Consider the following 13,624-nt stretch of genomic DNA (forward strand, 5'->3'; position numbering starts at 1 on the left):
AAGGTGACCCAGGGATGGCAGGCAACACCGAAAATGTAACCAACCAAAAACTTCTCAACTGGCTGCGGGCGCTTCGCCTTCAGTTCTATCCCATGACCTGGCTGGCCTACACACTCGGGGCCCTGGGCGCGGCTGCGATACAGGGCAGGTTGGACCCGGGCGCGTACTGGCTAGGTTACGCGGTTGCGTTCCTGGTCGAGGCTGCGACTGTCTTTACCAATGATCTGTTCGACTACGAGAGCGACCGGCACAACCGTCATGCAAGCCAATTCAATGGCGGCTCCAGAACCCTTGTGGACGGGCGACTGAGTAAAACTGACCTGTCCTGGGGTGCGGCTGCCTGTGTCTTGTTAGCCGTCCTGCTGACAGCTGCGCTCTTGCTCAGGTACGACCTTGGTTTAGCGGTTGCCCTTCTCTTCGCGGCCATGCTCGCGCTTGGGCCAGGCTATACCACACCGCCGCTGAAACTGGCGTGGCGCGGTCTGGGTGAGCTTGATGTCGCGTTAACCCACAGTACGGCGGCCATACTCTGCGGTTTCATTGTTCAGGGCGCCTCCTGGACCCACCCTTTCCCCTGGCTTGTAAGCGCCCCCCTTTTTCTGGCCATTCTCCCTTCGATTCTTCTTGCGGGACTGCCGGACCTTGAGGCCGACAAAGCCGCCGGTAAGCGAACCCTCGTGGTCCGTCTCGGCCGGCGACCAACGGCCCTTATCGCCTTGCTGGTTACGCTTGCTGTCCCGCTTTCGGTGGTACTCATTGGGTATGCCGCAAGCACCCGGGGCGTTTTAGCAGAGCTGCCACCCTGGTCTGCACTGCATAGCCTGCTGCTTGCGGCTCTGATCTTCCGGTACTGGAAAACGCCAGTGACAGGTCGCATTGATGGTCTTCTGATCGTGGCGCTCACCTATACCCTCTGGTACAGCGTCGTCCCGATCATGAACCTGCTGTAGCGTCGGCCCTGGCAGCCCTGGCCGTTAGCGCCGGCATCGCCCGTCAGCTACCGTTTGAAGGTGCCAACCAGACCGCCCCTGGCAAGGACGTGCCCTTCCACCGCCTCAAGCAATTCGGCCCGGGTAGCGCCAAACGGGAGTTCCAGGGTCGTATCCAGTGCCATGACCTGAAAATGGTAACTGTGGGCTGGCTGGCCCTTCGGCGGGCGGGGCCCGAAGTATCCCAGCGCGCCGCGGTCATTCTGACCCTGCAGCGTACCTTTTGGATCTGCCAGGAGCGGGGCTGCAGGTATACCTTCCCGCAGTTGATTTACATCAGGCGGCAGGTTGTATACGAGCCAATGCACAAACGGTGGTTTTTTTGAGACGCCCGGATCTTCCATGAAGATCACATAGCTTTCAGTCCCCTCAGGTCCTTTTTCCCAGGACAGCGGCGGGGAAATATTTTCGCCTTCGGCGCCGAATTTCTGGGGAATGCTGGCGTCGTGTTCAAACGCCGGTGACTTCAGGTTCAGATCGGTATCCGTTGCGTTAACCAACTCGTGCGACAATTCCGCAGGCCTCTCTGCCAAAGTCCCGGCCGCGGCGCCAGGCGATACCCGGACATTCGCGCCGTCCGAGTTTGTAAATGCTCCAGGGGATGCATCGGCGCCGCTGGCTGCTTCGCCGGTGTAGCTGATCCGATAGATGATGCCGTTACTGTCATCGGAGACCAGCAATGCCCCATCATTCGCTACGGTTACGCCGGCCAGGCGCGCGGTCTGTGTCCAGGTTGGCCCCGGCCCAGATGCCTGCTCTTCATTTTTTTCCGAAAGGAAGCCGGTCAGGAATGGCTCGAACCCGGTGGGCTTGCCCGCCTCATCGAACAGAACCCGAACCACTTCATATCCAGAGGGCGGCTTCCTGTTCCAGGAACCTCGCATGGCAACAAAGGCATCGCCGTGGTACGCCTCGGGGAACTGATCAGCGGTGTAGAAAGCCAACTGCATGGGCGCGGCATGGGGCGTGTAATAGCCAACGGGCTCGCGGCTCTGTTCTGCCCAGGTGTCCATGGAAATATCGCCAGGCGGCTGATCCTGGGGGTTGTGTCGGCTATCCGCATAGATGTAGGGCCAGCCGTATTGTTCGCCCTTTAAAATGTGATTCAGCTCTTCATGCTGAACATTGTCGCCCAGCCAGTCGATGCCATGGTCCATGCCGAACAGCTCACCCGTAACGGGATGAAAGCCGAAACCGATAGTATTGCGTAAGCCACTGGCGTAGATGCTGCGCTTAGAGCCGTCCGGCTCGACCTGCAGCATCGTCGCATTCTCGATATTTGATTCGCCACAGGCGTTACAGGTCGAGCCTACGCTCAGATAGAGTTTCCCGTCGGGGCCGACCACCAGTGTGCGATTGGGGTGCTGACCGGCATCGGGCAAATCGTCCAGCAGGAGTTCCAGTTCGCCAAGTGTCCCGTTTCGGCCTATATCCGCCCGATAAAGTTCGTTGACGGTGACCAGGTACATTGTTGAGCCTTGTACGGCAATACCGTGCATCTGCGGCCTGCTTGCGACCACTTCGCGCTGATCTGCCTGACCGTCGCCGTCATTGTCCCGCAACATGAGCACATCACCCACCGAGCGGCGGGTGACGTAAACAGCACCGTTGTCCGCCATCGCCAGCATCCGTGGATTGATCAGCTTATCCGCGAAGACTTCAATCTGAAAACCGGCCGGCAACTTGACCCTGTCAGCGAGATTCGCAGGTGGCTCAACAGCTTTTGGCTCGACAACGTGCGCCGTTATCTGGACATCGACCGAGCTCGGGTCTTCAAAGGTTTTGGGCAGGGTGGCGTCCTGAGCAGCAACACTGAGACTGACCAGGGCGAGACCCATGAAAAGCGATGAACTGAGAGTAGATTTCATTGCGTCCTTGCTCTTTATCGACAATGTGGATAATCGGACTCCCGGCAGCCGTCGCTTGGCCCCATATTGAAACCGGGAATCGACCCGCGGCGTTCTTTGGCATGACGCCGATACTATGATCTCTGTTCAAAAACGTTGCAATCCTGCCAAGTCCTTCGGCCGACTGGCAGTAATCTGGTGTCCCGTTCGGGCATGGAACCACGAAAGAGGGGCCGCGAAGGCCCCTCGAACTGCTTTGGGTCAGGTCTCGCCGGCTGAACTGGTCAGCCGAGCTGAACCCGGACTGCGTCCCGGAGTTCAGACCCGGCCGGTGCTGGTGTGCACATCGGCCCGCGCAGGTGGGCCGAAACCGAAGTAACCAGCAACCACTGCGTTAAGAACATGCAACCAGATATCGTTGCCATAAAGCGGTACCAGCCCGAACAGGGTGTCGGTGGCTGGGATAATCCCCAGGATGGCCAGGAGAGCGAATATCACCGCGTTAGCCTTGGCATAGAAAACCGAAGAAGCAAATGCCTTCGCGGCCAGAATACCCCAGATACCGATCCCAAGGTGCACGAGGTTATGCACAACGTTGACAGGGAATATACCCAGCAACCAGCCGTGTCCGGCTTCAACCGCGAGGTCGCCCGAAAGCTCAGGCGCAACAACCAGCGCCGGGATGAAACCGAGCACCCCTACGACGGCGTAGACAATACCGAATATCAATGCGAACTTCTTGACCATAAAACCTCCTGTCTAACGAATGTCGCAGCGTCAATGCTGCGTCGTGATCAAGGGAAAGAGGGACCCCCTTCCCGACAATAGGTTTACAGTATTTTTTAATCCATACAATTCTTCAGGGTTACAGTTTTAGTCACCCATGGGGCTCCTTTCAGGGATTTTTCAGTGGCCCATGGGCGCAGCTCTTTCGTATCCTTTATTCTGACACCCCGGACAGCCCGGACTGTGCCGCTGGCGTGCTGCAACAGGTCCCGGTATGGTACAGGCCCGTTCCCGAACCGAAGCCAGAGCATTGTCCGTTTCCTTTGAAAAGCCCCACTCCCTACAGGCTCTTCTTGCCGTCCTGCTGATCGCCATTTCGCCGCTGTTCTTCGTTGGCGGCCCCGATTGGGCCTCGACCCCTCTGATTAAAGCATCCTGGGACCTGGGGCATATTCTCTTCTTTGCCCTTTTTACGCTGAGCTACCAACTGCTCCGGGGCGTCGGTGGTGCCAGGCAAGCCATTGGCGTGAGCATAGCCGTACTCATTCTGGGCATGATGATCGAAGCCCTTCAAAGCTTTATCGGACGCGAAGTCAGTTGGGCTGACGTAATGGGTAACCTGACCGGTGCCTGGCTGGTCATGGCCTGGCGACAGTCCACGCGTTGCACGACCACAGGACGGCGCGTTGTCATCTGGCTCTGCCGCGGCATCTCTCTGCTCTTGCTTGTCGCCTACCTTCTACCCGTGATCAGCCAGGCTCATCAGCAGACTCGCCTGGCCATACAGTTTCCGCTGCTAACAGATTTCGCTGACCCCGCTAGTATCCGAAACTGGACCGGAGACGTGAAACTCGCCCACAACTTCGGCCCGCGGGCGGCTCCAGGGATGGCAATCATGCTGGACACAGGGCGCTATTCCGGCGCGTTCCTGAACAGGCTCCACGGAGACTGGAGTGCTTATCGACAGTTGAACTTGTCGTTATTCAACCCTGACGCGACCACTGTTTCTCTCACCCTGCGGATAAACGACCTGCAGCACGACCGTGGCAGCAATGCCTACAACGACCGTTTTAACCAAACCATAACCTTGCAGCCGGGGTGGAATCGATACGAGATCCAGCTCGAAGATGTCGCATCTGCGCCGTCGTCGCGACTTATGGACATGACGCGGATCCGGCGCCTTGGCCTCTTTACCAGTAAAGTACAGGTACCGCGCACTGTGTTTCTGACCGATCTTCGGTTAGACGGCCGGAAACCCGGTGGCTGACGAACGCCGCCGCAATGCTTTTTATGTACAATTCTTCCGCAAAATCATTAACAGAGAGACCTGGCACACACTCGGTTACTCGTTCGTAACTTACAATGCGCGGGTCTCTCATGAAGAATCGACCACTGTAGCATCCAGGGTGTCCTGAATGGCTTTACAGTGCGGTACAGTAATACCGGACGAAGTCGCTGATATCCGCGGCCCTCTTGGAATCGGAATCTTTTGGAAATCGAAGCCTTAATTAATCAATTCGGTTACCTCGCTATCTTTCTCGGTACCATTATCGAGGGGGAATCCGTACTCCTGCTCGGGGGTTTCTTCGCCGCCAAGGACTATCTCAGCTTTCCGGCAGTCATCCTTTGCGGCGCCGTCGGGACGTACTGCAGTGAAGCGGCTCTCTATCATCTGGGGCTTAGCAAGGGGCCTGCACTCATGCAGCGTTCACCAGAAAGGCTGGCCCGCTATGAGCGCTTTGCACTGCGCTTGCATGAGCATCGGTATCTGTTGATTCTGGGTTACCGGTTTTTCTATGGCATGCGAACCATCGCTCCACTGGCCATCGGCGCCAGCGGCATCAGGCCCGGCCTTTTTCACAGCCTCAATCTCATTGGCACAATCGTCTGGACGCTGGTGATTACGTCACTGGGGTTCTTTTTTGGTCGCGCTATCGGCCGATTTCTGGAGCAATACAACGGCTACGGTATAGTGATACCGGTCGTTCTCCTGATAGCTGCCCTGCTTATCAGGTATGCTTTGCGGGCCAGAAAGTCGACCGTCGGCACGGTGAACGGAATCGATAACAAGAAGGTTGCTTCAACCGGGGGAATTCATGAATGAAAAAAGCTTGAGCTCGACCGTCACGGAGAGTCGTGAAACAAACCGTCTCGCATTTTTTGCGGGATTTCTGCGTAACCCTCAAGAGGTCGGCTCGGTCATCCCCAGCTCGCGCTTTCTGGAGCAGCGTATTCTGGACGCGGCAGATGTCTCTACTGCGCACCTGGTAGTGGAATTAGGGCCAGGTACCGGAGGCACAACCCGGGCCATCCTGAGAAACCTCCCACGGGACTCGAAGCTGCTGACCATCGATATGAGCCCCGACTTCATTGACCTCCTCAACGGCATCGAGGATTCCCGTCTGATCAATCATCTGGGAAGCGCGGAAGACCTTGGCAGGATTCTCAAGGACCGTAACCTGGGCGCACCTGATGTGGTGATTTCGGGTATTCCATTCTCGACGATGCCGAAGCAGGTTGGCCAGAATATAGTTAAAGCGATCCGCGAGAATCTTTCCGACAGTGGACGTTTTATCGCTTACCAGTTCCGCGACGAAGTTGCCAAGATCACCCAGCCATTTATGGGCAAAGCCGAGTCCAGGCTGGAGTTGCGAAATATCCCGCCGATGCGCGTTTATCGTTGGGATAAAGAAAAAGCATAGCGCTACCTGTGCTCCTGCTCTGGCCAGGTTTTGCCGGAACAGGAGCCCCGTTTCCCCCCTAATAATTCCCAGCCCTAGCGCGCCTATTGGACCTGTAACTCGATTAGCTTCACACGCTTTGTTACCTGAGCGCCCGCTTATTTTCTGCTTTGCCGGGTCGACGATGGCCGAATCATGGCCTGCCTCCTTTCTGTCGTGTAAACCCAAGAAGACATTCCGCTGACACAGTGACAACAACCGTTACGAATTTCTTCTACAGATTGAAGCTTCGGCGATGCAAACTATCTCTACGACGAAAGGCTGATAGCAGAATATGCCGGCCCTACTTGTTTTCATGTTCGTCCTATCGAGACCTTCTCATGGCCATCAAAGAAGTACCGGTTAAATCGCATCAGGACTACTCGATCATAAGAATCGTCGAGACAGGAAGCCGCGGTGAGACCATCATTGAAACCTTCGCTCTGACCCATGCGGCCGCTGGCGTGATTGCGGAGTTCGCGGCTTTGAGCGATGCCGTGCGCGAACTCAACCGGATGCTCTCGCCGTTGCCCGGGCTGAACATTGAAACGCTGAAGCAGGCGGTGTAATAGCTCAGCTGTGCTAATCCGTCCAACAGACCTGTACAGTTCGGGAAACGGCGCCCCTGGGCGCCGGCAGCGCCCTGCCTGCGTAGCCGCCACAGAGGATAACCGACGGCGGCAGACTATAAGGCAAGCGGATGGTGCACTCCCATCAGCATACGCATTGGCTGCCCCCAACTACCGGTCTTCTGGCGGCAACCCAACTATTCGATTTGCCAGGGCGGCGACGTCAAACTCCGGCCGTGGCAGCTGATAGCTTGGCAGCGGCGCCCATCGTCCCGCTGTACGTTCTGCCAGGCCGAACGTAAACGGGTGAGCGCCAGGCAGCCCAAGTCGGATGTCCGTCGCTGTCAATACGCCCTCTCGCACATCGAACTCAAGGAAACCCCGGGTAAACCACACCAGCCTCTGCCCTTCCTGTAGTTGCCCGACCTCCAGTGCCAGCTCAGGCTTGCGGGCATAGCGCTCCACTGCGGGGCTTTCATTGCTGAGAAAACCTGTGGTGATCTCAAGGCGCTCATGCTGCCCCATAACAGTTATTCGCCAGAAGAGCGTCGAGAATGGCATCGGCTGGACCAGCCGGGGCGCATGTTCCAGTCCCTCATTTACGAGGATGGGCATGACCCTCTGGGTAATCAGCTGCTGCCCCACGAAGCTCCAGCCCAGGTAGACAGAAGAGAGCGCAAGCCCGACAGCAAGGGCACGCTGCCCTTTGGGGCGGAACGCAGCGATCGCGCACGCGATCAGCAGCGGAAGTGTATAAAAAGGGTCGATAATGAAAATGCTATGCAGCGCCGCGGGGCCGGCCAGGGGCCAGAGCAGCTGAGTCCCGTAAGTTGTAAAAGCATCGAGTAAAGGGTGTGTTACCAGGACCAGACTGGTAAACATGCACCATCGGGCCAATGAGATATACGGTCGCCAGCGATGCAATACGGCGCCCAGAACAAGCGCCAGCGGGACCAGAACAAGCAGGGAATGGCTGAAGCCACGATGCTGGGTAAAATTGGCTACCGCACTGCCGTAGTCGATCAAAACGTCAAGATCCGGTACCGTTCCGAGCAGTGCACCCCCGACCAGCGCCGCCCGACCGAGCTGTTTCCCCAGCACTACACCGCCCAGAGCTCCGCCAAGCGCGGCCTGTGTAATTGAATCTATGGACCCCGTCCCGATTGATAGTGGCCTGATTGATAGTGACCTGATTGATAGTGACCTGAGTGATAGTGGCCTGAGTGATAATAGCCTGAACGTTGCTTTCTTAAACGATGGTTGCGTGAATCAGGGTGAATCGATTGGTACTATCCTGGCGCCTGACGGCTTGTGGCCACGCTGATAATGAGCTGATTGGCTGAGAAGCCATGCACAGCGCAGCACGAGTTTACGCTAAAGAAGGGTATTGCGCCGGTCTGGATTAACGGCCGAAAAATAGAGACGGGAGAGACTCGCGCCGCTACGGCGAACTTGAACACAAAAAACCGTACACTGATGCTCCGCACGGCCGAACCCACAACCTTTTGCCATGGAGTACCCTATGCCCCACCCGTCCACCATCGCCGGCCTCTCCGTACACCGCCTTGGCAGAATCGAAGCCCATATTGAAAATAACTACCTGGCGACAGGCCGACTCCCAGGGACGTTGACGCTGGTGGCGCGACGCGGTGAAATTGCGTTCCTCAAAGCGCAGGGCTCGATGGACATCGAGCGCAACAAACCCATGGCCCGGGATACGCTATTCCGCATTTATTCCATGACCAAGCCGATCACCTCGATCGCCATGATGCAGCTCTATGAACAGGGCAAGTTCAAACTTGACGACCCGGTACACAAGTTTATCCCAGCCTGGCGAAACCTTGGCGTCTACAGCAGTGGAGTCTACCCGGACTATGTGACAACGCCGCCGGCGCGGGCCATGACGATCCATGACCTGATGACTCATATGTCAGGCCTGACCTACGGTTTCTCCAACCGGACCAATGTTGATGCGGCCTATCGGGAACTCCGGCTGGACGGCGGGCCCCAGTTAACCCTGGAGAGGCTGGTAACGCAGCTGGCCGAGTTGCCCCTCGAATTCAGCCCCGGCTCAGCCTGGAATTATTCGGTCTCTACCGACGTCGTCGGCTATTTGGTCCAGCTGCTCTCGGGCCAGTCCCTTGACGACTACTTCCAGGAACACATTTTCGCGCCCCTGGGCATGCACGATACCGGGTTTACCGTCGGCGCAGACAAGTTGGACCGCTTCTCTGCCTGCTACCAACACCAGCCCGGGGATCGCTTTGCGCTGCAGGACGATCCTGCTACTTCATTCTTCAGTGGGGAGTCGTGCTACTTCTCTGGCGGGGGCGGTCTTATTTCGACCATTGATGATTACTTCAGGTTCGCGCAAGCGCTCGGGAACGGCGGCGCACTCGATGGCCAGCGTATTATCGGTCGAAGCACCCTCGCGTTCATGCGACTGAACCACTTACCCAATAATCAGGACCTGCCCGGACTGACAACCGGCGGGTTCAGCGAGACGCCTTACGCCGGGTCCGGGTTTGGGCTGGGCTTCTCGGTCAAGACCGACGTGGCAAAGTCCCAGACGATTGGGTCCGTCGGTGAGTACGGCTGGGGCGGCATGGCCAGCACCAACTTCTTTATAGATCCGGTCGAGGACATCATTATGGTGTTCATGACCCAACTGATTCCGTCCTCGTCCTATACGTTGCGGCAGGAACTGCGAGCTCTGGTCTACGGCGCTCTGGTAGATTAAAGCCGTGCGCCGGGTCCCATAGCCGCTGGCCACGTCTTTATCGGCTATCGGCTATCGGCTATCGGCTATCGGCTATCGATCAAAAATAGTCGCTCCTTCCCAGGCGAAACGACTACGCTAAGGTGAGCATTGCGCAAGCGCTGCGCTTCGCGTTCCGTTACCAGCTCCCAAAGCCCTCGCCTGCGGGAAGGAGAACGATCCAGCATGCGAACCCGCCGTTCGGTCTATCTTGCCTATCTGCATACCCTCGCCTTTGCTGTGCTGACCATAGGCGTCATTCTGCTGGTCTTCCGGCCACAGTACGCCGGCCATGCTGCGCACGCCTCAGCTTCGGTACCAGTAGTCGCCGGAGTAGCGCTACTGTTGGGCGGGATGCTTCTCGCTGCGCTCTACCAGAGCAGCATACTAACCGCGGCCCTTGGCCTACCGGTCGGGCTTGTGGTGGTTTTTTCCCTGCTTGCCCAGTTCCCGGCGACGCTCGCAGTAATGAATCATTTCGGCTTATCCAGCCTGCAATATATTCCCCCGGCGCTTTCTCTGACAGTGGCCCTGTTCGTGCTATCGCTGAGAATGCACGGTGGGAAATACGCCGGTTCGCTTCTGGCTCGAGGCCCGGCGGCGATAGCTATGACCATAGGTGTGCTATCGCTGATGACCACCTTGCCCGAAACCGAAATCATGCGTGCAGCCCCAGGCTGGGACCAGCTTATGGATCATATGCGCCTGGCTCACGAGGTAGAGGTCACATTCAACACCAGCATACTCGTTATCCTGTTTGGCACCGGCTGCATGCTTCTCGGTTCAGAAGTGCTTGCGCTGCCGGTCCGGCTGGATCGCGGCACGTTGGCGCTTGGCTGCCTGGGTACTGTAATAACATGCCTCGGCTGGCACTTCATGCATATGCACAACCTGGAAACCGCGCGTGACCAGAGCGACGTGATGCTGGCGAGCGCTCGTCAGATGATCGAGCAACAGCGATTGGCTCATATTGACCTTATCCACCGGATCGCGGAGCGCTGGCAGATAAATGAACAGATCCCGTCCGGGGCGCTTTGGCGACACGAAACCGCAAGCTATCTGCGAGACTTTCCGGATATCGCACTGATCGGCGTGCTGGATCAGGCTCTGTTTCCCACAAGGGCCGCCGCAAGAGACCCTCTCGGGCAAGCCGACTTGCAACGAGTACTCGGCAATGCCGAAAGTCGCGCCTGGCTGGCACACGTGCTTGCCTCAGGCGAGGGACATCTCAGCCCGGTATTCTTCGAGGGCACACCTTTTGCGATGATCGCGACACCTATCCCATTACCCGGCCGCACCGACCGGCTTGCGGTGGCGCTGCTGGACATCGAGACCATGATCCGCCGGCATATAAAGCCCGGGCTGAGCAATTATATCGTTCGTGTTGAAGAGCAAGGCCGTCTGCTCTATGCCTCAAGCCCACTGGCGCCCGGCTCGCTGATTCTTGCCGGGGAGACCGTGTCCCGGTTTCACCACGATACCGTCTGGCGACTCGCCGTTTACATGAACCGCCAGGGCGCTCTGTTGAGATCCGCTTTTCTGCCACCCATGCTCCTGCTCTTCGGCCTGGGCCTTACGGTGCTGCTCATGATCAGCCAGCGCCTGGCCTGGGAGTCGAACAAGCGCAACAGACAGTTGGATGCAGCGAACGTTGAGCTAAGCAGAAGCCTGCTTGAACAGTCCAGGCTGAGAGACGCCAATCAACGCATTATGGAGTTTTCCAAAGACCTGCTCTGCGCCTTTGACAGCCACGGCCGTTGGCTCCAGGTTAACCCTGCCTGCCGCACCATACTGGGCTATGAGCCGGCAGAACTTATCGGCAGACCGTTTGAAGAGCAAATCCTCGCCAGCGATATCGGGGCCACGACCGCCGCGGCCAGAGACGCAAAAAGAAGAGGCGGACTGGCGGTGGACTTTCGGAACCGGTTCCGGCGAACAGATGGGACAACTGCACATCTGTTATGGTCCGCCACCTGGTCCGAAGATGAACAGGCACTTTTCTGCGTCGCGCACGACATTACGGCCCTGGTAGCCGTAGAGAGCCGGGAACGCGACCGCCAGCGCATCCTGAGCATGATCTCCACTGACCAGCCCCTGCCTGAAATTCTGGACGCGGTCTGCCTGCTGGGGGAGTCCCGCCAGGACAACACCCGGTGTTCTTTGAGGGTACTGGATCATGAACGCAAACACCTGCTGAAAGGCGCTGCTCCGAACCTGCCCAGGGCCTACACCGCGGCCATGGATGGGCTCGAGATCAGCAAACAGTCCAGCCTGATTCAGCGTATGACAACGCATCAGGGTGTGCTGATCTCGGCAAACATTGCCACAGACCCGATCTGGTGCGTACCTGTACCCGGCAGGCCCGCCACCACGACCTATGCCCAGCTGGCCGACGTGCACGGCCTGCGTGCCTGCTGGGGCGTGCCTGTCATTTCTCCCAGCGGTGAAACCCTGGGAACGCTCGTAACATACCGGGACCAGATCGGGCCGCCAACCGATGCCGAGATCGATTTCGCCTGGACGTGCAGCCAACTAGCCGCTATCGCCCTTGACCGACACCGCGACCGGCGCCAACTGGTGGAAAGTGAACAGCGCTATCGCAGCCTGTTCACTTACAATCCGGATCCTGTGTACTCCATGGACCAGGATGGCATCTTCAAGAGTTTCAATCATGCAGCGGCGGGCCTTCTGGGCTATACCTCAGCGGATGTCCTGGGTAAGCACTTCGCCGTTGCGCTCGTGCCCGAGGAGCGGCCGAAGGTGCGGGAACATTTCAGCGCTGCGCTTTCGGGCATGGCCCAGCATTATCAGACCCGCTGCCAGGCGCGGGACGGCTCCGCTATCGACCTTGAAGTCACCAACCTTCCCGTCGTGGTTGGCGGTGAAGTCGTCGGTGTTTTCGGAATCGCCAAGAACATCACCGATCGGAACCGTATGATCCAGGCCCTGCGCGAACGGGACCAGTTCTTCCAGCTCTCCCTTGATATGTATTTCACCCTCGACAGCCACGGCGCTTTCCTGCAGACCAACCCCGCCTTTGACCACACTCTTAACGTCTCCGAGGGGAGCCTGGTAGGCACACCGTACACTGACCTGATCTCTGGTAAAGACAAGGACAAGGTCCGTCGGGCCGTACTGCGCCTGCAGGCCGGCCAGCAAGTACACGATCTTGAGATTCAGGCTGTGGGACGGGATGGTTCCCCGCGATGGATCGAGCTGAACGCGACCGCAGATGGCGGGATTATTTTCTGCGCTGCCCGCGACATAACGGACCGCAAGGCGACTGAGCGAAAACTGCAAAGCACCCTGAGCGAGCTTGCGGCAAGCAATGAGGAGCTGGAGAAGTTCGCGTTCGTCGCCTCCCACGACCTTCAGGAGCCCTTGCGCAAGATTCAGGCTTTTGGCGAACGGTTACAGAGCCGGGCTATGGGGCTTGATGAACAGGGACGCGACTATCTGCAAAGGATGGGATCTGCTGCTCACCGCATGCAAACGCTTATCCGCGACCTGCTCGCCTATTCAAGGGTATCGACCCGGCAGGAGCCGTTTGTCCAACTCGACATGAACCGCATAGCCACCGAAGTCCTGGGCGATCTTGAGACCGCGCTCAGGGATGGCGGCGTCGAGGTAATCAGGGGAGAGCTGCCAGAAACCGTGGGGGATGCGACGCAAATCCGGCAAGTTGTTCAGAATTTGCTCAGCAATGCGATAAAATTTCGTCAAATGGAGGTGCCGCCACTAATCCGGGTCTATGCTGAGAGTCTGACAGCTGAGGCATGGACCCTGTGCGTGTCTGACAACGGCATCGGGTTTGATGAAAAGTATCTGGATCGCATATTCGATCCCTTTCAGCGCCTGCATTCTCGTCAGGCCTATCCGGGGACGGGTATAGGTCTGGCGATTGTGGCCAAAGTACTGGAGCGGCATGATGCCGCGATAAGCGCCGAAAGTACCCCTGGGCTGGGTACGACTTTCAGGGTGCGCTTCACCAGGGTTTAAGCTCGGAGATCCGGCA

General features: G+C 57.8%; 10 protein-coding genes. 7 read left to right on the forward strand and 3 right to left on the reverse strand.

The annotated features are described in order from the left end of the window. Nucleotides 1-14 precede the first annotated feature (14 nt). Nucleotides 15-950: a prenyltransferase gene (locus soil367_RS13105; RefSeq protein WP_136549518.1), complete on the forward strand. Its 936-nt coding sequence runs from the start codon at nt 15-17 to the stop codon at nt 948-950. A gap of 47 nt (nt 951-997) precedes the next feature. On the opposite strand, the gene soil367_RS13110 is transcribed toward soil367_RS13105, so the two are convergent. Together soil367_RS13110 and soil367_RS13115 are read right to left on the reverse strand one after the other, a co-directional pair. Next, nucleotides 998-2,857 (reverse strand): YbhB/YbcL family Raf kinase inhibitor-like protein, encoded by a 1,860-nt coding sequence (locus tag soil367_RS13110; RefSeq protein WP_136549519.1) that lies wholly within the window; start codon nt 2,855-2,857, stop codon nt 998-1,000. Nucleotides 2,858-3,154: 297 nt separating this feature from the next. Next, nucleotides 3,155-3,583 carry a DUF4383 domain-containing protein gene (locus soil367_RS13115; RefSeq protein ID WP_136549520.1) on the reverse strand — a complete coding sequence of 143 codons (429 nt, stop codon included), beginning with the start codon at nt 3,581-3,583 and terminating at the stop codon, nt 3,155-3,157. A 253-nt stretch (nt 3,584-3,836) separates the two neighbouring features. Here soil367_RS13115 and soil367_RS13120 point away from each other — a divergent pair, with 253 nt between their 5' ends. The 4 genes from soil367_RS13120 to soil367_RS13135 all read left to right on the forward strand — a co-directional run bounded on the left by soil367_RS13120 (nt 3,837) and on the right by soil367_RS13135 (nt 6,851). Beyond that, a complete protein-coding gene (locus soil367_RS13120; protein WP_136549521.1) occupies nt 3,837-4,829 on the forward strand; it encodes a VanZ family protein in 993 nt (330 codons plus the stop codon). 222 nt (nt 4,830-5,051) lie between these two features. Then, nucleotides 5,052-5,666, forward strand: a complete 615-nt coding sequence (locus soil367_RS13125) for a DedA family protein (RefSeq protein ID WP_136549522.1) — start codon at nt 5,052-5,054, stop codon at nt 5,664-5,666. After that, a complete protein-coding gene (locus tag soil367_RS13130) occupies nt 5,659-6,264 on the forward strand; it encodes a class I SAM-dependent methyltransferase (protein ID WP_136549523.1) in 606 nt (201 codons plus the stop codon). The genes soil367_RS13125 and soil367_RS13130 overlap by 8 nt, the downstream gene beginning before the upstream one ends. A gap of 359 nt (nt 6,265-6,623) precedes the next feature. Further along, the gene (locus soil367_RS13135; protein WP_136549524.1) at nt 6,624-6,851 is read left to right on the forward strand and encodes a hypothetical protein; all 228 of its coding nucleotides are present in this window, start codon (nt 6,624-6,626) and stop codon (nt 6,849-6,851) included. Between the two features lie 171 nt (nt 6,852-7,022). Here the strand turns inward: soil367_RS13135 and soil367_RS13140 are convergent, their stop codons facing one another. Continuing rightward, a complete protein-coding gene (locus soil367_RS13140; RefSeq protein ID WP_342777437.1) occupies nt 7,023-8,045 on the reverse strand; it encodes a metal-dependent hydrolase in 1,023 nt (340 codons plus the stop codon). 328 nt (nt 8,046-8,373) lie between these two features. Here soil367_RS13140 and soil367_RS13145 point away from each other — a divergent pair, with 328 nt between their 5' ends. Both soil367_RS13145 and soil367_RS18915 read left to right on the forward strand, forming a co-directional pair. Next, the gene (locus soil367_RS13145; RefSeq protein ID WP_136549526.1) at nt 8,374-9,591 is read left to right on the forward strand and encodes a serine hydrolase domain-containing protein; all 1,218 of its coding nucleotides are present in this window, start codon (nt 8,374-8,376) and stop codon (nt 9,589-9,591) included. Between the two features lie 204 nt (nt 9,592-9,795). Continuing rightward, complete coding sequence (locus soil367_RS18915) at nt 9,796-13,608, forward strand: PAS domain S-box protein (protein WP_216642717.1); 3,813 nt, start codon at nt 9,796-9,798, stop codon at nt 13,606-13,608. Nucleotides 13,609-13,624: the final 16 nt, after the last annotated feature.

Origin of the sequence: Hydrocarboniclastica marina, assembly GCF_004851605.1 — a bacterium.
Taxonomy (GTDB): Bacteria; Pseudomonadota; Gammaproteobacteria; order Pseudomonadales; family Oleiphilaceae; genus Hydrocarboniclastica; species Hydrocarboniclastica marina.